A 20,149-nucleotide genomic window follows, 5' to 3' on the forward strand; every position below is an offset into this window, starting at 1 on the left:
GTAGAGCCACGCCTTGCGTGGCTGCGAGGTGGGTCGAAGCCACGCAAGGCGTGGCTCTACGCCGACTCTGCAAATTCCAGATGCACCGGCTCGCGGTCATCGAGAATCCGATACAGGCTGGCCAGGTCGTTCGGATCCGGGTTCAACCACGCGTCCAGGTTCGCAGGACGGATCGGCACGATGCAGCGGTCATGTCCGGCAGCGGCAACTTCCACTGGCGGCTCGTCACTGATCGCCGCAAACGAAAGCAAACGTCCTTCCGGCCCCTCCCATTCCGACCACAGGCAGGCGATCAGCAGGTCGCGGGGCGGTTGCGGGGCGAACTCCAGAACGACGCTTTCGGCTTTCTCGCCGGCGGCCAGGGCGCGATGTTCCAGCGCGTGGCGGGGAACATACTCATAGAACGACTGCACCACGACCACCCCGTGGGTGTGGCCGAACGCATTCTTCCAGTACGCCTCAAGACTGTCGCGACGGGCGTTGTAGGTGCCGGGATACAGCGCGTCGTTGCGCGCCGGCTTGCCGGCCAGCCGGCACTGGTAGCGCATCGGCTTGATCACCCGCTGGCCCTGCTCGGACACGATCACCGGCGCATACACCCCGGGGAAGATCCGGCTGTCGCGTGGCAGCAGGCTGGTGCGGTGCAGGTCGTCGAGGCGAGCTCGGGCACGCTCGATCCTGTTTTCCGCGATGCGCGCTTCGTTGCGCGCCTTCTGGGTGGGGCGGTGGGCGAGGGCCTCTTCGGCGGCCCGGAGGCGGGCGCTCTGCACGCGCAGTTCCTCGTCCAGGGTCTGCATCTCTTCGGCATGCCACTGCTGGATTTTGGCCACGATGTCCTGGCCGACAGGCGTACGAGCACCGGCAAAGCCATCGTCCATGGCCTTGGGGGTTTTGGGTCGCTGCTTGCCCGGGTCGTGCGCGTAGAGTTGGGCGAATTCATCCAGCGACATCACTGCGCCGTATTCGCGGACCAGCTTGGTGTAATCGGCGCGGATCTGGGCGGAATAGCACATGCGCTTCAGGCTAACAAAAAACCCCGGCAGGGCCGGGGTTCGTTGTGTTATTGGCGTCCCCACGGGGATTCGAACCCCGGTCGCCACCGTGAAAGGGTGATGTCCTAGGCCTCTAGACGATGGGGACGCACGAAACTTTTAATTTTTTGAGCACTTCAATCGGCCTAATGATTGAAGTGGTGGAGCCAAGCGGGATCGAACCGCTGACCTCCTGCATGCCATGCAGGCGCTCTCCCAGCTGAGCTATGGCCCCACAGTGATGCTGCGAGCCGCCTATCATATCGGCATTTTCAGGAAATGCAAACATTTCCTACAAAAAACCCCGGCAGTGCCGGGGTCCGTTGCGTTATTGGCGTCCCCACGGGGATTCGAACCCCGGTCGCCACCGTGAAAGGGTGATGTCCTAGGCCTCTAGACGATGGGGACGCACGAAACTTTGAATTTTGCTTCCAGCGGACGGCCTATGTCCGAAGAAGTGGTGGAGCCAAGCGGGATCGAACCGCTGACCTCCTGCATGCCATGCAGGCGCTCTCCCAGCTGAGCTATGGCCCCACGTAAACACCTGGCACGCCAGGTTTGCAGCAATGATGAGTGGCGTCCCCACGGGGATTCGAACCCCGGTCGCCACCGTGAAAGGGTGATGTCCTAGGCCTCTAGACGATGGGGACGCATGTAACTCATCAAGTTGTTTCAGCAACCTCGAACGGCCTAAGGTTCGAAGTGGTGGAGCCAAGCGGGATCGAACCGCTGACCTCCTGCATGCCATGCAGGCGCTCTCCCAGCTGAGCTATGGCCCCACGATGCTGGAGGCGGAATTCTACGCGTGAATGCCGCTTTCGCCAAGTCTTTTGTGACATCGAGGTGAAAAATCTTCACCGTCAGCGCGCATGTAGAGCTGGCAACAAAAAACCCCGGCCAAGGCCGAGGTTCGTTGTGTTATTGGCGTCCCCACGGGGATTCGAACCCCGGTCGCCACCGTGAAAGGGTGATGTCCTAGGCCTCTAGACGATGGGGACGCACGAAACTTTGAATTTTTTTCACAACCCTTCAATCGGCCTAATGATTGAAGTGGTGGAGCCAAGCGGGATCGAACCGCTGACCTCCTGCATGCCATGCAGGCGCTCTCCCAGCTGAGCTATGGCCCCACGTCGTGAGGAGCGAAACTATAGCGACGGCGATTTCGCTTGGCAAGCGAAATTTGCACGCACTGCTTCATGTTCCGCATGAACTTCCATCACGACCCTGACTCTGCGCCGGGCAGGCGCTGGAAGCGCAGACGCAGGGCGTTGCTGATCACCGATACCGAGCTCAGGCTCATGGCCACCGCCGCCAGCATCGGTGACAGCGTGATGCCCAGCGGGTACAGCACGCCAGCCGCGACCGGAATGCCCAGACCGTTGTAAAGGAAGGCAAAGCCGAGGTTCTGGCGCATGTTGCGCACGCTGGCTTGGGACAGCTGTCGCGCCCGCACGATGCCGCGCAGGTCGCCCTTGACCAGGGTCACCTGCGCACTGGACATCGCCACGTCGGTACCGTTGCCCATCGCAATGCCCACGTTGGCGCTGGCCAGCGCTGGCGCGTCGTTGATGCCGTCGCCGGCCATCGCCACCGTACGGCCCTGCGCCTGCAGGGTGCGGATCAGATCGGCCTTGTCGGCTGGGCGCATCTCACCGTGCACCTCGTCCAGGCCGAGCGTGGCCGCGACCGCCCGCGCGGTGGCGGTGCCATCGCCGGTGGCCATCACAATGCGCAGGCCGGCATCGTGCAGCTGCGCGATCGCCTCGGCAGTGGACGACTTGATCGGGTCCGCCACCGCGAGCAGGCCGGCCAGTTGCCTGTCCACCGCCAGCAACATCACGCTCGCACCACTGGCGCGCAGGCGTTCGGCATCCTCGTGCAGCGCGGTGGGATCGATGCCGTGTTCGTGCATCAGCGACACGTTGCCCAGCAGCAACGCATGGCCATCCACGCGGCCCTGGACACCCATGCCGGTGAGCGAATCGAAGTCGTCCGGCGTGGAAAGCACGAGGCCGCGGGCACGTGCCTCGGCCACGATCGCCGCCGCCAGCGGATGTTCGCTGCCCTGGTCCAGACTGGCGGCCCAGCGCAGCACGTCGGTGTCGTGGTATGCCGACGTGGCCTGCACGCTGCGGAACGCCGGGCGGCCTTCGGTGAGCGTGCCGGTCTTGTCGACCACCAGCGTATCGACCTTGCGCAGCGCTTCGATCGCTTCGGCATCGCGGAACAGCACACCCTGCTGCGCGGCACGGCCGGTCGCCACCATGATGGTCATCGGCGTGGCCAGGCCCAGGGCGCAGGGGCAGGCAATGATCAGCACCGCCACCGCGCTGAGCACGCCGTGGGTCCACGACGGCTCCGGGCCGAACAGGCCCCAGCCGAGCAGGGTGAGCAGCGCCACCGCCAGCACGGCCAGGACAAACCCGTACGCGACCTTGTCGGCCAGGCGCTGCATCGGCGCACGTGAGCGTTGTGCCTGGGCGACCAGCTGCACGATCTGCGCCAGCATGCTGTCATCGCCGATGCGGTCGGCACGGATCACCAGGCTGCCGGTGCCGTTGAGCGTGGCTCCAATGACCGTGTCGCCTGCGGCCTTTGCCACCGGAACCGGTTCGCCGGTGAGCATCGACTCGTCCACGCTCGAACGGCCTTCCAGTACCGTGCCGTCCACCGGCACCTTTTCTCCCGGACGCACGCGAAGGCGGTCGCCGGGTTGCACGGTGGCCAGTTCCACATCTTCCTCGTGGCCATCGTCGCGCACGACGCGCGCGGTCTTGGGAGCCAGTCCGAGCAGTCCCTTGATGGCCGCCGAGGTCTGCGCGCGGGCACGCAGTTCCATCAACTGGCCCAGCAGGGTAAGTGAAATGATCACTGCGGCGGCTTCGAAGTACACCCCCACGTGGCCGTGCTGCTGGAACGACGGCGGGAAGATCCCAGGAGCCACAGTCGCCACCACGCTGTAGCCATAGGCCGCGATCACGCCGGTGCCGATCAGGGTCCACATGTTCGGGCTGCGGTTGGCGATCGACTGCGCCCAGCGCTGCAGGAACGGCCAGCCAGCCCACAGCACCACCGGGGTCGCCAGCGCGAGTTCCAGCCACACCCGAAGCCCCGGCGAGAGGCCATGCAGCAGCGGCGTCATCGCCAGCATCGCCAGTGCCATCACCGCCACGCTCAGCGGCAGGCTCCACCAGAAGCGGCGACGGAAGTCGGTGAGCTCCGGGTGCTCGCCCTCGTCCAGGCGGGGCATCATCGGCTCCAGCGCCATGCCGCAGATCGGGCAGGTGCCTGGACCGTCCTGCACGATCTGCGGGTCCATCGGGCAGGTGTAGCGCGTGCCCGGCGGGGGCGGGGCAGTGACCGCAGTGTCGGGGGCCTTGTGGTGGTGGCTGCTGCAGCAGCTTCCAGGGGTGCTCATGCGCGCGGCCTCGTCAGTGCGGCCAGGATCGGACAGGCGGTGTTGTCACCGTGCCCGGGGCAGGCGTCCACCAGCTGTTTCAACGCTGCATGCATGCGTTGCAGCTCGTCAATGCGTTGCTGGATGTCCTCGAGCCGGTGCACCGCGGTGTCGCGCACTTTGGCCACGTCCTGCTGGCGCTGGTCGCTCAATGCCAGCAACTCGCCGATCTCCTCCAACGTGAAACCCAGCGCTTTGGCCCGGCGGATGAACAGCAGGCGGGTCAGGTCGGTGTCGCTGAAGACCCGATATCCGCCCGCACTGCGCTGTGCGGTGGGCAGCAGGTGCTGACGCTCGTAGTAGCGAACGGTGTCGATGGGCACGCCGGCCTGGCGTGCAAGTTGTCCGATGTTCATGGCGGTTCCGGGAGGAGCGTCGGACCAGTCTGCACCCTGGAGTCTGGTCAAGAGTCAAGGGTTGGCCGGCAGTGGGGCGATGTCGTGACCGGACCAGATTTGCAACAAGTTTCATAGCTGGCGCAAAGGGTGGTCCGTAGGCTCAGGTCAATCGTCGCAACACCTTGTTTCCACAGGGTTTGCCCCGTCCCAAGCAGCCCGCTAGTGCCGCCGTTCCAGGAGCGTGACCCATGGATGCATCGTCCCCCTCTTCGTCGTCTCCCACCAAGCCCTCGTCCCTCCTGATGGAAGTGGGGGTGCTCGAGTACCCGGGCAGTCTGCGCCAGGCCGCGCCAGTGCTGTCCGAGCTGGCACAGCGCTGCAACCGCACCGCGGCCGCCGGTCGACGCCCCGGGGCGCGCATGCTGGTCACCCGCTGGACCCTGTCCACCCGGGGCACGGGCATGCAGCGGGTGGCGGGTGCGGAGCTGTTCGGCGACGCCGTCCCGGCGGTGATCGTGGTGCCCGGCAACGAACCGACCTGGCCGCTGGCGCAGCCGGACGAGCGCATGCTCAGCTGGCTGCGCGACAGCCATGACGCCGGCAGCCTGCTGGCCGGCTGCGAGGAAGGCGGGCTGATGCTGGCGATGGCCGGGGTGCTCACCGGTCGCTCGGTCAGCCTGCCGGCGCTGACCCGCTGCCCGCCGCTCTCCCAGGTGGTGCCCAGCTGGCTGCCGAGCGAGCGGGCGCTGGTGGACGACGGCGATCTGATGACCACGTCCGGCATCGACGCCTGGAAATACCTCAGCCTCCGCCTGCTTGCGCGTGTCTACGGGCAGAGTGTCATGAGCGCGGCCATCCAGCAGTTGCAGCTGACCATTCCCAAAGCCGTGCAGGAAGATCTGGAGCGCTTCAGCCCAAACTTCGCTCACGGCGACCGCGGCGTCCTCAAGGCGCAGCGCTGGCTGCACAGCATCGCGGCACGGGGCGTCTCGCTGCAGGACATCTGCGAGGCGTCCGGGCTGGAGCCGCGCACCCTGCAGCGGCGCTTCCTGAAAGCCACGGGCATGCGCCCCATTGCCTACTGCCAGCGGCTGCGCATCGCCAAGGCGCAGCAGCTGCTGCAGGCCGGTGGGGCGGTGGATGAAGTGTCCTGGACGGTCGGGTACTCCGATCAGAGCGCGTTCCGCCGCTTGTTCCTGCGCATTGTCGGGGTCACGCCGGCGCGCTATCGCAGGCAGATATTCTCCGTGCGCCGCGAGCGCGCGCGTCCGGCCACCGCCAAGACCGAACGCGAGGCGATGCGTTCCGCGGCCTGAGCACGCGCGTGCGGCACGCATGGTGGGCAGCGGTCGCCGTTCCGTCTACCCTGTGGGCTGTTCCCGCCTGCCGTGTTCTGGAGTTGTCATGATGTTGAAGCGTCCGCGCGCCCGTAACGCCGCTCTGCTGGCGGCGTTGTTGATGATTGTTGCGGGCAGTGGTCAGGCGCAGTCGCCTGCCACGCCGGGCAAGGCCGCGACTGACCGACCCGCCGTGCTGAAGGGCGTTGAGAAGCACGGCTTTGAGGTCATGGGTGAATTCGAGGCCCCTGGTGGCCTGCGTGGCTTTGCGGGTCTGGTCGGCGGGCAGCAGCCGGCCGCCGCCTATGTCACCGCCGATGGCACCCATGTGCTGGTCGGCAGCCTGTTCAATGAAAAGGGCGAAGACGTGGGCGAGGCCGCGCTGGATCGTCTGGTGGCCAAGCCCATGTCCGACAAGATCTGGGCCAAGCTGGATGCCAGCAGCTGGGTACGCGATGGCCGCGCCGATGCGCCCACCGTGGTGTACACCTTCAGTGACGCCAACTGCCCGTACTGTCACCACTTCTGGCAAGCCGCACGGCCGTGGGTGGACAGCGGCAAAGTGCAGCTTCGCCACGTGATGGTCGGCGTGATCCGCGAAGACAGCCCGGCCAAAGCCGCCGCCATTCTGGGCGCGCCCAATCCTAGCGCGGTGTTCCTCGAAAACGAGCACAATTTCAGCAAGGGCGGTATCAAGCCGGCGGCCACGATCAGTGCAGCCCTGGCCAACAAGCTCGACGTCAACCAGCGCCTGATGCTGGAACTCGGCTTCCAGGGCACGCCAGGCATTCTGTTCCGTGATCCGCAAGGCGTGGTGCAGCGGGTCAGCGGCATGCCGCAGGGCGAGGACATGGAAAAGGTGATGGGCCCGCGCTGATCAGCTCGGAGCCGCTTCAACGTAATACTTCACGATGCGCTCACCAGCGCCTTGTTACTCAAGGCGCTGGTCTGCCGCCGGCGAACGGCAGATCACCCGGGATGAGGAGGGAATCCCACGCGGGTGCCTGAGGGCGAGTGGACTGCGTGCGCTGTCACGCAGTGTGTCGCACATCACAATCCTGCGTTGCAGTACCGGGTTGCCGGTCTGCCTCTGAGCGCTGTGCGCTCACGTGGACCGGCAGTGTTGACTGCAGTTCACGGAGGATGGCATGCGCGCTTTCGTCTGGGCTTTCGCGGTTGCGCTGGGTGCGGTTTCGCTTCCTGTCTGCGCGCAGGATTCGGCGCAGGCGTTGCGTCAGGACATCCAGGCCCTGCGTCAGACCCTTGCCACCATGGAACAGCGCCTGCAGGCGCTGGAACAGGCAGAGGGCGTTGCGCCGGCAATCGCACCCGGCCCTCCAGCGGTGGTCGCCAGCGCCCCCACCAGTACGCTGGCCCGCGCCCCGCAGGTACCCGGCACCGGGCAGGCGATTCTGCCGCCGCGTGATTCCGTCAGTGATCCGTCCACGGCCGCCTCGCGCCCGGACAGTGCCGCCGGTCCCACCGATCCGGAGCTGAAAGGCTTCTTCGCCATCCCCAACACCGACACGATGATCCGCATTGGCGGCTACGCCAAGCTGGATGCGATGGCTGATGCCCGTGCCAGTGGTGATGAGGACCAGTTCATCACCTCGACCATCCCGGTGGGCAGCGACCACCGCGACATGCGCAACTTCAACCTGCATGCCAAGCAGACCCGTTTCAGCTTCGAGGCGCGTCGCCCGACCAGCCGCGGCAACCTGCGCTTCTATCTGGAGAACGACTTCTTCGGTAGCAGCGACAGCTACCAGTTCCGTCTGCGCCACGCCTACGGGCAGCTGGGCAACACCTACGCCGGTTACGGCTACTCCAGTTTCATGGATGCCGACAGCCTGCCCGACACCCTGGATTTTGCCGGGCCCGGCGGCGCGGGCTACCTGCTGGTGGCGGGCATCCACCACAGCTTTGCAATAGGCAAGGGCAACACGCTGACGATTGCCGCCGAAGATCCGGACAGTGAACTGGCCGGCACCACCGATGACACGCGTGCCGAAAGCCGTTTGCCGGATGTCACCGTGACCGCGCGGATGGAGCGCGACTGGGGGCATCTGCAACTCGGCGCGGTGGCGCGCAGCGTCGGCTATGACGGTATCGAGCGTGATGAACGCAAACTTGGCGGAGGCGTGCAGTTGAGCGGTTCGGCCAGTGTGGGCGAACAGGATCTGCTGCTGTTCGGTGTGCTCGGTGGCAAGGGCCTGAGCCGCTACACCGCCGACCTGACCGGCTCGGGACTGGACGCGGCCATTGCGCTGGATGGTCGGCTGCGGATGCTGTCGTTGGCGGGTGGCTTCGTTGGCTATACCCATTACTGGTCGCCGATGTGGCGCAGCAATCTCGTGCTCGGCCAGCTCACCCTCGGTCGTGACGATGCGCTGGCCGCCGATGCCTTCCGGCAGAGCCGCTACGGCGTGCTGAACCTGATCTGGAGTCCGGCCCCCTCGTGGACCATGGGCATGGAACTGCTGTACGGGCAGTTGGAGCAACAGGACGGCCAACGCGCCGACACGATGCGGCTGCAGGGCAGCCTTCAATACAACTTCATCAAGTAGCGGCCGAGGAGAAGCGTCATGGCGCAGGGGAAGAAGATTGGAGTGGTCGGTGCCACCTTCCTGGTGGCCGGCAACATGATGGGCTCGGGGGTGTTTCTGCTGCCTTCCAGCCTGGCCAAGATCGGCACGGCGTCCATCTGGGGTTGGCTGATCACCACGGCAGGTGCATTGCTGCTGGCGTTCGTGTTTGCCAAGCTTGGCAAGCTGGCCCCGAAGGCCGGCGGACCCTATGCGTATGCGCGCGACTGGTTCGGCCCGTACATGGGCTTCCAGACCAACACCATCTACTGGTTCGCCAACTGGATCGGCAACGTCGCCATTCCAATCGCCGCGGTCGGCTACTTCAGTTACTTCTTCCCAATTCTGTCCCAGCCGATTCCGCGCTGCATCGCGGTGCTGGCGCTGGTATGGGCACTCAGCTTCGCCAACGTGATCGGTCCGGCCTTCGTCAGCCGCGTGCAGACGGTCACCACCAGCTTTGCGCTGGTGCCCATCCTGGGCATCGCGATCTTCGGCTGGTTCTTCTTCGACCCGACGATCTTCAAGGGCGCGTACAACGTGTCGGGTCAGTCCAACTTCGGTGCGGTGTCCAGTGCGGCGGCGCTCACCTTGTGGGCCTTCATCGGCGTGGAGTCGGCCTCGGTCACGGCGGGCGTGGTGGAGAACCCGGAAAAGAACGTGGCCCGGGCCACGCTGGCGGGTGTGTTTCTGGCGGCCATTGCCTACATCGCCAGCTCGTCGGTGATCATGGGCATGGTCCCCAATGGTGACCTGCAGACGTCCGATGCGCCGTTTGCGCTGGCCGCCGCCAATGCGGTGGGCGGGTGGGGTGGGGCGCTGGTCAGTCTGTGCGCCTTCGTGGGCGCCGCCGGATCGCTGGGCGGCTGGATCCTGCTGACCGCGCAGAGTGCCAAGGCCGCCTCCGATGATGGCCTGTTCCCCAGCATCTTCAGCAAGACCAACAAGGACGATGTGCCGGTCAAGGGCGTGTTGATCGTCGCGGTGCTGATGACCATTGCCGTGCTGGTGACCTCCACCTCGGAGACCGCATCCGCACAGTTCGATGTGATCACCTCGGCGGCGGTGGTGCTGACCCTGCTGCCTTACATCTACTCCTGCGTGGCGTGCTACTTCGTGGTCGAGCGCTCGCACACGCTGGTGCATATCGGCGCGTTCTGGTTCCTGACCAGCATCACCGTCGTGTACTGCCTGTGGGCGATCTTCGGGTCGTCCGGCAGCATCGTGCAGTACGCGTTCCTGTTCGTGCTGTTCATCACCGTGTTCTACCCGTTCTTCAGCGAGGAGCGTCGCCGCCAGCGCGGCCAGCTGCCGCCGCTGGATGCTTCGAAGGCTTCGTGAGTTCGCCCCCAGGAGAAACGCTGTGTATTTCAAATCTTTGGACTACCCGGTCATCGTCATCGATGCCGACTACGAGTCGCCGCGCATCGGTGGCATTCTGATCCGCGCGCTGGTGGAGGAACTGCGCAAGAACGAGCAGCGCGTGCTGTGCGGCCTGACCCTGGCCGACGCCCAGGCCGGCGCGCGCACCTACGTGGCGGCCTCGGCGGTGCTGATTTCCATTGACGGCACCGAGGACGAACCCACCGAGTTCCAGCGCCTGCTCGGCTTCCTGCGCGAGCAGAGTGCGCGCCGGGGTGGGCTGCCGGTGTTCCTGTACGGCGAACGCCGCACCATCGAGAAGGTGCCCAGCAAGCTGCTGAAGTACGTGCACGGCTACATTTTCCTGTTCGAGGACACCAAGAGCTTCATCGCGCGCCAGGTGATGCGGGCGGCGGAAGACTACATGCACACGCTGCTGCCACCGTTCTTCAAGGCGTTGATCCATCACGCGGCGGAGTCGAACTATTCCTGGCATACCCCCGGTCACGCCGGTGGCGTGGCGTTTACCAAGTCGCCCGTGGGACGCGCGTTCCATCAGTTTTACGGTAAGAACACCCTGCGCAGTGATCTTTCCATCTCGGTGCCGGAGCTGGGCTCGCTGCTGGACCACAGTGGCCCGATCAAAGAGGCCGAGAACGAAGCCGCACGTAACTTCGGTGCGGACCATACGTTCTTTGTCACCAACGGTACCTCCACCGCCAACAAGATTGTCTGGCATGGCACGGTGGGGCGGGGCGATGTGGTGTTCGTCGATCGCAACTGCCACAAATCCCTGCTGCATGCGCTGATCATGACCGGTGGCGTGCCGGTGTACTTCACGGCCAGCCGCAATGCGCACGGCATCATCGGCCCGATCAGCCTGGATCAGTTCACACCGCAGGCACTCCAGCAGGCCATTGCGGCCAACCCGTTGGCCCGCCAGGCGTTCCAGGCCGGCTCCAAGCCGCGTATCGCGGTGGTGACCAACTCGACCTACGATGGGCTGTGCTACAACGCCGAGAAGATTGCCGACGAGATCGGCAGTGCGGTGGACTTCCTGCATTTCGACGAGGCCTGGTACGCCTACGCGGCCTTTCATCCGTTCTACGAGAACCATTACGGCATGGCCAAGGGCAAGGCGCGTGAGCAGGATGCGATCATTTTCACCACCCATTCCACCCACAAGCTGCTCGCGGCGTTCTCGCAGGCCTCGATGATTCATGTACGCAATGCAGCGACCCGCGAACTGGATGCCGAGCGCTTCAATGAAGCCTTCATGATGCATACCACCACCAGCCCGCATTACGGGGTGATTGCGGCCTGCGACGTTGCCTCAAAGATGATGGAGGGCGCGGCCGGTGAATCGCTGGTCCAGGAAATGCACGATGAGGCGATTGCGTTCCGACGCGCCATGTTGCACGTGCGTGATGACCTGGGCCGGGACGACTGGTGGTTCAGCGTGTGGCAGCCGGACAAGTTGGAGCGCTCGCTGGCGAAGGGTGATGCGCCAGCGCCGTTGGTGGCCAAGCGCGAGGAATGGTACCTGCAGCCGGATGCTTACTGGCACGGGTTTGACGGACTAGTGGAAGACTACGTGCTGATCGACCCGATCAAGGTCACCCTGTTGACGCCGGGGTTGGCCATCAGTGGTGAGGTGGCCGAGCACGGCATTCCCGCTGCCGTACTCAGCAAGTTCCTGTGGACGCGCGGCATCACGGTGGAGAAGACCAATCTGTACTCGGTGCTGTTCCTGTTCTCGATGGGCATCACCAAGGGCAAGTGGAGCACCCTGGTCACCGAGCTGATGGCGTTCAAGGAACTGTATGACCACAACGCGCCGCTGAGCCGCGCCTTGCCCGACCTGGCCGCCGACTACGGCGACATCTACGCCGGCTGGGGCCTGCGTGACCTGTGCCAGGCGCTGCATGACTTCAACCGCGAGTTCGAGGTGGCCAAGGTGATGCGCGAGATGTACGTGGACCTGCCCGCGCCGGTGATGACCCCGGCCCAGGCTTATGACCATCTGGTGCGCGGGGAGATCGAGCGGGTCGACATCGAGGCGCTGAGTGGGCGCGTCGCCGGCACCATGCTGGTGCCGTATCCGCCGGGCATTCCGACCATCATGCCCGGCGAGCGCTTTGGAGCGGCTGATGAACCCATCATCCAGTCACTGCGGATTGCCCGGGAGCAGAACGCGCGGTTCCCGGGTTTCGAGTCCGACGTGCACGGGCTTATCATCGACCGCAGCGGCGAAGCGCCGAGCTACCGGGTGGAGGTGCTGAAGGTCTGAGCCCACGCGCAGGACCTTCGGCAAGCGATGGATACAGCACGCGAGCAGCGGGTTCTGAAGTTCTCAATCGGGGTCACGGTGGCGGTGAGCGCCACCGGCTTCGTCGGTGGCCTGCTGGTCGGGTCGCAGGCGATCCTGTTTGACGGCGTCTATAGCCTGGTGGACGTGGCGCTCACCCTGGTGGCGCTGGCGGTGCTGCGGCTGGTGGCGCGGGAAGAGAGCCCGCGCTTCCAGTATGGCTACTGGCACCTGGAACCCATGGTCGAGGCACTGGGTGGAGCGATTCTGGCCCTGGCCTGCATCTACGCCCTGGCCAACTCCATCATCGGCCTGACCACGGGCGGGCACACGGTAAAGGCGGGCCCGGCGCTGGTGTGGGCGTTGGTGCTGTGCGTCAGCAACCTCGGCATGGCCGCCATTGTCCGGGTGTATGCCAAGCGGCTGCAGTCCGGGCTGCTCTGGCTGGATGTGCGCGCCTGGCTGCTGAGCGGGTTGATGAGTCTGGCGGTGGTGCTGGCGTTTGCTATTGCGCTGTTGCTGCGCGATGGCGATCACGCGCACTGGATTCCCTATCTGGATCCACTGGTCCTGGCCGCGATCAGTCTGGCGGTACTGCCGGTTCCCTTGCGGGGGGCGTGGCGGGCGATGCGTGAAGTGTTGCAGGTTGCGCCGGATACGCTGGATGCACGGGTGCAGGCGGTCATGACCGCGTTCGTGGCCGAGCATGGCTACCTGGATTTCACTAGCCATGTCGCCAAGATGGGTCGGATGCGGTTTGTGGAGATCCACATTTTGACCCACCCGGATACCGTGATTGGCAGCATCGGCAACGTGGATGCGCTGCGCGATGAGATCGCCGAACGGCTGGATGCGCGGGGCGGGGAGTTCTGGCTGACGATTGATTTCACTGCCGACCCTGCGTGGACGTGAGGGCGCATCGCGTGCCCGTGTGTGTTGGGATGATGGGGACGACTTGGACGACTTGGACGGCTTGGACGGCTTGGACGGCTTGAATGGCTTGAATGGCTTGGGCGGTTCGGATGGTGGCGCTTTGGTAGGGTCGCACGACAGTCGACCGCCGATAACGGTGATCGGCGCGGCGAAGGCCATATGTCTGACGGGAAAGCGCGTCATCGTTCGATGTTCATGCCTCCATCGAACGTTGAACCGTTCCGTGCAGTCGACCAACGGTCGACTCTACCGGGGCATTCCGCGCGGTTGCTGGATGCGGTATGCCGGCGAGTTCGCAGGTAGGGTCGCACGACAGTCGACCGCCGATAACGGTGATCAGTGCGGCGAAGGCCACATGCCTGACGGGAGAGCACGTCAACGTTCAATGTTCATGCCGACATCGAACGTTGACCGGTTCCGTGCAGTCGACCATCGGTCGACCCTACCGGGAGCACCCAAAGAACGTTGCCTCCCCGCAATGTTCGCGTCGGATATACATAACGTATATAATGTGTATATTCCCCTCCGAGACCTCCCCCATGGGCATCGTCAACATCGACGACCAGCTGCACGACAACCTGCGCCGCGCCAGCGCGGTTTCCGGCCGTTCCATCAACGCCCAGGCCGGGTTCTGGATCAAGGTCGGCATGCTCTGTGAAATGAACCCCGGTCTGAGCTACCAGGAGATCGTCTGCCGTGAGCTGCGCGCGGCCGGAGTCGACCCGGGCGCGCTAAGGGTGGCCGAAGCATGATCAAGACCCCCGAAGAGCGCCGGCTGATGGCCGAGTCCGGTCGCCTGCTGGCGCGCGTGTTTGAAGCGCTGGATACGCTGCAGCTGGAAGGCATGTCCACGCTGCAGGTCAACGACTGGGTCGAGCGCTTCATCGTCGATGAACTACAGGCGCGACCCGCCAGCAAGGGGCAGTACGGGTTCGAGTACGTGCTCAACACGTCCATCGACACTGTCGTCTGCCACGGCGTGCCTTCGGCCCATGACATCCTGCGCGCCGGCAGCATCGTCAATCTGGACATCACCCTGGAGAAAAACGGCTACATCGCCGATTCCAGCAAGACCTACCTGATCGGCGAGGTGGACTACGCTGCCAAGCGGCTTGTGCGGGTGACCCGCGAGGCGATGTGGAAGGGCATCGAGGTGGTGCGTCCGGGGGCAACGCTGGGTGATATCGGCTTTGCCATCCAGCAGCATGCCAAGGCCCATGGCTACAGCGTGGTCAAGGAGTTCTGCGGGCACGGCATCGGTCGTGAAATGCACGAGGAACCGCAGGTGCTGCACTACGGACGGCGCGGCGAGGGCCTGGAATTGGAAGAGGGGATGACCTTCACCATCGAGCCGATGATCAACCAGGGTCGCGCGGCGATTGACCACAGCGATGACGGGTGGACGGTGACCACACGCGACAAGAAGCTGTCCGCGCAGTTCGAGCACACCGTGCTGGTGACCGCTGATGGCGTGCAGGTGCTGACGTTGCGTGAGGGTGAACGCGCCCCGTGATCGCCGCTGATGGCGCGCTGGAGGGTGACGCTCTGGTCGTGCTTTGCAGGTGCTTTGGTAGGGTCGCACGACAGTCGACCGCCGATAGCGTTTCAACACCCGGGAAGGCATGACGTTTGCCGAAAGCCGTTGCCGGGCCGGGTCCATGCCCCAAAGCACCGACGACCGTTATCTGCGGTCGACTGTCGTGCGACCCTACCGCAGATTGATGATGAAGTAGACCAGGTAGATGGGAATCGGGGCGATGATGACCATGATCCAGATGACGGCCGGGATGATCGGACCGATCATCACCTTCATCACGCGATCCAGATGCGAGAGCGAAAGGGGCTCGATCGCGTGCGCCCTCTGCATACGCCGCCATCCAGTCGCCTGATAAGCCAGCATCAGCACCACCGAGATCGCCATGGGGATGCCCGGGCCGATGTCATCTTCGCCCGAATCCAACGCAATGCAGCCTGCGGCAAGCAGCAGGAACATGATGGCCACGCGCGCGAAACGGCCCCATCCGAGCTGGAGCGGCTTGTTCAATTCGATCACTTCGTCCCCTTGCCGATGGATCATCTTTCCCTGCGTGGATCATAGCGGATGTGCTGACGGGGGTGATGGGTTGGTCGACGGGCCTGGCATCTGTCAGGCGGAGGCTCGGTAGGGTCGCACGACAGTCGACCGCCGATAGCGTTTCAACACCCGGGAAGGCATGGCGTTTGACGAAAGCCGTTGCCGGGCGGGGGCCATGCCCCAAAGCACCGACGACCGTTATCGGCGGTCGACTGTCGTGCGACCCTACCAACCCCAGTTGCCAAACCCAGTTCCCAGTTCCCAGTTCCCAGTTCGCGATTCGCAGTCCGCAGTCCGCAGTCCGCAATCACACCCGCGTCGATACCAGCTTCAGAAACGCCTCGTTCTGGTACCGGCTCATCCGCAGCTGCTGGCCGTTATCCATCGTCACCACATGATGGCCGTTGAACCACGGATGGATGGCCTTGACCCGGCGCACGTTGACGATGGCCGAGCGGTGGACGCGTGCGAACTGGCGCGGGTCCAGCCGCTCGAACAGCTGGGTCATGGTCTGGCGCAGCTCGTGCACGTGGCCGGGGACATGGATCAGCACGCTGTTGCGTGACGCCTTGATCCAGATGATGTCGTCCACCGGGACCAGTACCACGTGTTCGTCCACGCGGACCGGAACCCGCTCCAGATACTGGTCACGCTGACGCAGGGCATCCAGCGCCTGCAGGATCTGCTGTGAGGTCTGGGCACTCGTGCCGCCGGCCTGGGCCAGCCGCACCTTGGCGCGCTGCAGGGTGGCCGCGAAGCGCTCGCGGCTGAAGGGTTTGACCAGGTAGTCCACCGCATTGGCTTCAAACGCCTTCACCGCGTACTGCTCGTAGGCGGTGACAAACACCGTGGCGGGCATCCGTTCGATGCCCAGGGTGGCCACCACATCCAGGCCGGTGATGGCCGGCATCTGGATGTCGAGGAACACCAGGTCGGGAGACTGCGCGCGGATCGCGTTCACCGCCGACACGCCATCACCGTACTCACCCAGCACCGTGATCTCGGCGTCTTCTTCCAGTAACCGCACGATCGCGCGCCGTGCGATCGGCTCATCGTCCACCACCAGTGTCGTGATGCTCATGGGGCAGCCAGCCCCGCATCGAACTCGGGCGCGTCGTCGCTGCTCTCGATCTCCCGGAACGGCAGTCGCACGCGGCAGGCCACGCCTTCCGGCCAGGTGATGTCCAGGCGCACCTCGGCGGCGTCACCATACAGTTCGCGCAGGCGCAGACGGGTGTTGGCCATGCCGATGCCATGGCCTGCCGCCTTGCTGTCGCCGGCCTCCAGCACGCTGTTGCGGTTGCGGACTTCCAGCAGCAGGCTGTCGCCGTCGCGACGGGCTTCAATCTCGATCACGTCGCTGCCGACGCGCTGGCCAATGCCGTGGCGGACCGCGTTCTCCACCAGCGGCTGCAGGATAAGGCTGGGCACCGCGCCATCCAGCGTGTCCGGTGCGATGTAGGTGCGGGTGGTCAGGCGGTCCTTGAAGCGGGTGCGCTGGATGCCCAGGTACAACTCGAGCAGATCCAGTTCCTGTCGCAGTGGGATTTCCTGGCCGTCGTAGTCTTCCAGGAAGGCGCGCAGCAGTTCGCTCAGGCGCAGCAGCATGTCCTCCGCCGAGAGTGTGTCTTCATCGAGCAGGGTGATGATGGCGTGCAGCGTGTTGAACAGAAAATGCGGCTGCAACTGGGACTTCAGCGCCACCAGCCGGGACTGCGCCAGTTCAGTGGCCAAGCGGGCGGCTTCCAGTTCGCGGCGCGACTTTTCGGCGTGGTAGTGCAGGGCCTGCTGGATGGCCAGCAGGGCCCAGTAGGTAAGCAGGCCGGTGGCGAAGTGCTGGGCGATGAAGTATGCCAACTGCTCAAAGAAGCCACTGGGTTCGAACAGCGTCGAGATCAGCGCGCCGATGGCCATCGCCGCCGAAGTGGTACCGAAGCTGAGCAGCACGTGCCGGCCCAGGCCGATCCAGTGCGTGCCGCTGAGCAGCGGATAGCGCGCGCCCAGTCGGAACACCAGCGGAGCCAGCGCGGCCCAGGTGCCCCACTGGATGGCCGACCAGCGCAGGTGGGTGAACAACGACCAGTGCTGGCCGTGGACGTGGCCGGCAATCCAGTTCTGCACGGCGAAGATGACGATCACCGAGCCCCACAGCAGCAGATAGCGGGGCAGGGGCAGGGTAGTGTCGCCAAGGCGTATGGGCATAACCGTGGGTCCTGGGCCGAAGGGCCAGGGTCATCTTAGGCGCGGCAGGGCAGTGGGTGAAGCGCCTTGAACGACGCACTGCGATTGGTCCTCCCACCTCGACGATTCGTCCCGGAACGGTGGCGGGGCAGGGCCGTCGGGCCGTCCCATGGGGGCACACCCCGGCCGGAGCCGTTGCCATGAAGCTGATGCGTATCGTGTTGATGTCCATCGTATTGCTTGCCTGCGCCGCGCATGCTGGCGCGACGAGGTATCTGAACCTGCTCAACCGCGCACACGACAGCGTGATGGCGGTGGACGTCGCCGAGCCTGGCAGCGAGGCTTTCCGCTCGCGCCCGATTGACCCGATCACGGGCGGCGGCGGTAGTGCGACCGTGCAGTTGGGCGACACGGGGTGTCGATTCGATGTGCGGCTGCAGTTTCGCAACGGTCGCCAGGTCATCTACCGCGATGTGGATGTGTGCCGGGGCGATACGCTGGTGATAGTGCCGCTGCCGCGGACTGCGTCGCGTAATGAAACGCGGTGAAAAAGCGCGGTTATGAAATGTGGTGACGAAACGCGGTGGCGAAATGCGGTAGGGTCGCACGCCAGTCGACCGCCGATAGCGGTACAGCGGTCGGGAAGGCATGACAGTTGGTCGGAACCAGCTCTTCGGCCGAGCCCATGCCCCAAAACGCTGATTGACGTTATCGGCGGTCGACTGTCGTGCGACCCTACCGGTGCTCAACGTTTTCCTGCAGCCCGAGGCCGCAGAGTGCGCGCCAGCGGCGATTGAGCGTGATCGAGCCGAAAATCGCCGTGAACGGCAAGGAGATGATCAGTGGCACCATCAGGCCGGTGATGGCCCGGTCGGCGGCGTGCAATGGCTCGCCAGCGGCAATACCGGCCTCCAGCAACTGAGGCACCAGGAAGAGCCCCGTCACTTTGAGCGGAACAAAGGCAATCAGCATCACCGCGCCGACAAAGCCATAACCCAGCGCGGCGGCAACGGCTATGTAGGCCAGTGGATGCGGCAGGCGGCCGCGCTGCATGACGACCCGCAGCACCGGCCACCAGATCGGCGTGGTGATCCACGCGATCCACAGTCCCTCTTCAAACAGCACCCATAGCAGCACGCTGAGTTCATCGTCGGGCAGTTTCATCAGCGCGGCACCTTGGTCGGAAGGGCGCTGCGTGCGCACAGCAGCGTCCAGTGGGTGGCCAGCGTGCGCGTGATCCACCACGTCAGCAGCAGGTGAGAGATCGCGAACAACGTGGGGAACACCCTCGGATGACGTTCGAACGCCCAGATGCCAGGCGTCACGACCCACGACCACGACAGATGTGCGGGTTGCAGCAGCAGGTCGTGCAGTTTCATCAGGCCGCCGAACAGCAGGAAGATCAGCGCGGTTGCTCCGTAGATCAACGCCACCCCGGTAAACGCAAAGCCCCAGCGTTGTTGCATCTCAGGCCGCCGCAGCACATGCAGCATCGACCACCAGATCGGTGCGGTCGACCACAGCAGATACAGCAGCGCGATTCCCGCGAACATCAGTGCGAGACGGGTGCCAAAGAGTTCAAGCATGCCCTCGATCATGGCGGCGGCCTCCGTACCGGTACGTGTCGATCCATCAGTTCCACCACCCAGTCAATGAACACCCGCAGTTTGGCGCTGACGTGGCGGTTCGGCGGGAAGGCGAGGTTCAAGGGCATCGCCTCCAGTGTCCAGTCCGGGAACAAACGTACCAGTTCGCCGCGCTGCACGTGCGCATCCGCCATGTAGTCGGGCAGCCAGATCGCGCCCAGCCCGGCAAGCCCCGCCGCCATGTAGGTATTGCCGTCGTCCATGGCGAAGGTATGCCGACCCTGCACGGTGAGCTGCTCGGCCCCGCGCTGCAGGGTGACGTGCAGCAGGCGACCGCCGTGTTTGCGCAGGTAGCCGATGATCTGGTGAGGCTCGGTTTCCAGCGACGATGGATGGTCCGGCGTGCCGTGCTGTTCGAGGTACGAAGGCGCGGCATACAGGCCGGCCTGCAGGTCGCCGATGTGGCGGGCGACCAGCGACGGGTCGGTGATGGCCCCGCCGCGGATGACACAGTCCACGTTCTCGTCGATGAGATCGACATGGCGGTCGCTGGCACCGAGGTCGAGCTGGATGTCCGGCCAGCGGGCGTGGAAGTCGTGCAGGGCAGGAACGATGATCAGCCGCGCCAATGGGCTGGGGACGTCCACGCGCAGGCGTCCGCGCGGGTTGGTGGCGAAGGTGGACAGGCTGGTCTCGGCGTCGTCGAGGTCGGCCAGCAGGCGCAGTACGCGCTCGTAGTAGGCCGCGCCGTCAGCGGTGACATTCACCTGGCGGGTGGTGCGGTTGAGCAGGCGCACCCGCAGCCGGGCTTCCAGCTGCTGCACCAGCTGGGTGACGGTGGTGCGGCTCATGTGCAGGGTCTGCGCAGCCTGGGTGAAGCTCCCGGTTTCCACAACCCGGGCAAAGGCGCGCATGGCATCGAAGCGGTCCATCGGCGCTCCAGGAGGGTGATTGTTT

General features: G+C 64.9%; 18 protein-coding genes and 8 tRNA genes. 9 read left to right on the top strand and 17 right to left on the bottom strand.

Annotated features, from left to right (window positions below):
* Positions 1-56 precede the first annotated feature (56 nt).
* The 11 genes from QMX83_RS08900 to QMX83_RS08950 form a co-directional block, all read right to left on the bottom strand.
* Positions 57-1,013 carry an SOS response-associated peptidase family protein gene (locus QMX83_RS08900; protein ID WP_282296274.1) on the bottom strand — a complete coding sequence of 319 codons (957 nt, stop codon included), beginning with the start codon at positions 1,011-1,013 and terminating at the stop codon, positions 57-59.
* A 51-nt stretch (positions 1,014-1,064) separates the two neighbouring features.
* A tRNA-Glu gene (locus tag QMX83_RS08905) sits at positions 1,065-1,140 on the bottom strand.
* 50 nt (positions 1,141-1,190) lie between these two features.
* Positions 1,191-1,266, bottom strand: a tRNA-Ala gene (locus QMX83_RS08910).
* Positions 1,267-1,363: 97 nt separating this feature from the next.
* Positions 1,364-1,439: transfer RNA gene (locus QMX83_RS08915), tRNA-Glu, on the bottom strand.
* A gap of 50 nt (positions 1,440-1,489) precedes the next feature.
* Positions 1,490-1,565 (bottom strand) — tRNA-Ala (locus QMX83_RS08920).
* Positions 1,566-1,605: 40 nt separating this feature from the next.
* A tRNA-Glu gene (locus tag QMX83_RS08925) sits at positions 1,606-1,681 on the bottom strand.
* 53 nt (positions 1,682-1,734) lie between these two features.
* Positions 1,735-1,810, bottom strand: a tRNA-Ala gene (locus QMX83_RS08930).
* A gap of 143 nt (positions 1,811-1,953) precedes the next feature.
* Positions 1,954-2,029, bottom strand: a tRNA-Glu gene (locus tag QMX83_RS08935).
* Positions 2,030-2,082: 53 nt separating this feature from the next.
* A tRNA-Ala gene (locus tag QMX83_RS08940) sits at positions 2,083-2,158 on the bottom strand.
* 89 nt (positions 2,159-2,247) lie between these two features.
* Positions 2,248-4,350, bottom strand: coding sequence for a copper-translocating P-type ATPase (locus QMX83_RS08945; protein WP_336618956.1), 2,103 nt, complete (start codon positions 4,348-4,350; stop codon positions 2,248-2,250).
* Positions 4,351-4,445: 95 nt separating this feature from the next.
* Positions 4,446-4,844 carry a heavy metal-responsive transcriptional regulator gene (locus QMX83_RS08950; RefSeq protein ID WP_282296276.1) on the bottom strand — a complete coding sequence of 133 codons (399 nt, stop codon included), beginning with the start codon at positions 4,842-4,844 and terminating at the stop codon, positions 4,446-4,448.
* Between the two features lie 230 nt (positions 4,845-5,074).
* On the opposite strand from QMX83_RS08950, the gene QMX83_RS08955 reads away from it, so the two are divergent.
* From QMX83_RS08955 to map, 8 genes are all read left to right on the top strand, one after another.
* The gene (locus QMX83_RS08955) at positions 5,075-6,142 is read left to right on the top strand and encodes a helix-turn-helix domain-containing protein (RefSeq protein ID WP_282296277.1); all 1,068 of its coding nucleotides are present in this window, start codon (positions 5,075-5,077) and stop codon (positions 6,140-6,142) included.
* A gap of 91 nt (positions 6,143-6,233) precedes the next feature.
* Positions 6,234-7,040: a thiol:disulfide interchange protein DsbG gene (gene dsbG / locus QMX83_RS08960; RefSeq protein ID WP_282296278.1), complete on the top strand. Its 807-nt coding sequence runs from the start codon at positions 6,234-6,236 to the stop codon at positions 7,038-7,040.
* 271 nt (positions 7,041-7,311) lie between these two features.
* Positions 7,312-8,730, top strand: a complete 1,419-nt coding sequence (locus tag QMX83_RS08965) for a DcaP family trimeric outer membrane transporter (RefSeq protein WP_282296279.1) — start codon at positions 7,312-7,314, stop codon at positions 8,728-8,730.
* An 18-nt stretch (positions 8,731-8,748) separates the two neighbouring features.
* A complete protein-coding gene (gene adiC, locus QMX83_RS08970) occupies positions 8,749-10,089 on the top strand; it encodes an arginine/agmatine antiporter (protein ID WP_282296280.1) in 1,341 nt (446 codons plus the stop codon).
* Between the two features lie 22 nt (positions 10,090-10,111).
* Positions 10,112-12,400: an Orn/Lys/Arg decarboxylase N-terminal domain-containing protein gene (locus QMX83_RS08975; RefSeq protein ID WP_282296281.1), complete on the top strand. Its 2,289-nt coding sequence runs from the start codon at positions 10,112-10,114 to the stop codon at positions 12,398-12,400.
* Positions 12,401-12,427: 27 nt separating this feature from the next.
* Positions 12,428-13,330: a cation transporter gene (locus tag QMX83_RS08980; protein WP_282296282.1), complete on the top strand. Its 903-nt coding sequence runs from the start codon at positions 12,428-12,430 to the stop codon at positions 13,328-13,330.
* Between the two features lie 560 nt (positions 13,331-13,890).
* Positions 13,891-14,103: a ParD-like family protein gene (locus tag QMX83_RS08985; protein ID WP_125360453.1), complete on the top strand. Its 213-nt coding sequence runs from the start codon at positions 13,891-13,893 to the stop codon at positions 14,101-14,103.
* Positions 14,100-14,864: a type I methionyl aminopeptidase gene (gene map / locus QMX83_RS08990; protein WP_282296283.1), complete on the top strand. Its 765-nt coding sequence runs from the start codon at positions 14,100-14,102 to the stop codon at positions 14,862-14,864. The genes QMX83_RS08985 and map overlap by 4 nt, the downstream gene beginning before the upstream one ends.
* Before the next feature lie 195 nt (positions 14,865-15,059).
* Here map and QMX83_RS08995 read toward each other — a convergent pair whose 3' ends face one another.
* The 3 genes from QMX83_RS08995 to QMX83_RS09005 all read right to left on the bottom strand — a co-directional run bounded on the left by QMX83_RS08995 (position 15,060) and on the right by QMX83_RS09005 (position 17,627).
* Entirely contained in the window at positions 15,060-15,404 is a 345-nt protein-coding gene (locus QMX83_RS08995; RefSeq protein WP_282296284.1) for a hypothetical protein, read from the bottom strand.
* Between the two features lie 328 nt (positions 15,405-15,732).
* Positions 15,733-16,506: a LytTR family DNA-binding domain-containing protein gene (locus QMX83_RS09000; protein WP_282296285.1), complete on the bottom strand. Its 774-nt coding sequence runs from the start codon at positions 16,504-16,506 to the stop codon at positions 15,733-15,735.
* Entirely contained in the window at positions 16,503-17,627 is a 1,125-nt protein-coding gene (locus QMX83_RS09005) for a histidine kinase (protein WP_282296286.1), read from the bottom strand. Before QMX83_RS09005 ends, QMX83_RS09000 begins: the two co-directional genes overlap by 4 nt.
* 179 nt (positions 17,628-17,806) lie before the next feature.
* Between QMX83_RS09005 and QMX83_RS09010 the strand changes: the two genes are divergently transcribed.
* The gene (locus tag QMX83_RS09010; RefSeq protein ID WP_282296287.1) at positions 17,807-18,154 is read left to right on the top strand and encodes a hypothetical protein; all 348 of its coding nucleotides are present in this window, start codon (positions 17,807-17,809) and stop codon (positions 18,152-18,154) included.
* Between the two features lie 187 nt (positions 18,155-18,341).
* On the opposite strand, the gene QMX83_RS09015 is transcribed toward QMX83_RS09010, so the two are convergent.
* The 3 genes from QMX83_RS09015 to QMX83_RS09025 are packed head-to-tail and all read right to left on the bottom strand — an operon-like array spanning position 18,342 to position 20,124.
* Positions 18,342-18,770 (bottom strand): hypothetical protein, encoded by a 429-nt coding sequence (locus QMX83_RS09015; protein ID WP_282296288.1) that lies wholly within the window; start codon positions 18,768-18,770, stop codon positions 18,342-18,344.
* Positions 18,770-19,192, bottom strand: coding sequence for a hypothetical protein (locus tag QMX83_RS09020; RefSeq protein WP_282296289.1), 423 nt, complete (start codon positions 19,190-19,192; stop codon positions 18,770-18,772). The genes QMX83_RS09015 and QMX83_RS09020 overlap by 1 nt, the downstream gene beginning before the upstream one ends.
* An 8-nt stretch (positions 19,193-19,200) precedes the next feature.
* Positions 19,201-20,124: a LysR family transcriptional regulator gene (locus QMX83_RS09025; protein ID WP_282296290.1), complete on the bottom strand. Its 924-nt coding sequence runs from the start codon at positions 20,122-20,124 to the stop codon at positions 19,201-19,203.
* Between the last annotated feature and the right edge of the window lie 25 nt (positions 20,125-20,149).

Source organism: Stenotrophomonas sp. PS02289 (assembly GCF_029960115.1).
GTDB lineage: Bacteria > Pseudomonadota > Gammaproteobacteria > Xanthomonadales > Xanthomonadaceae > Stenotrophomonas.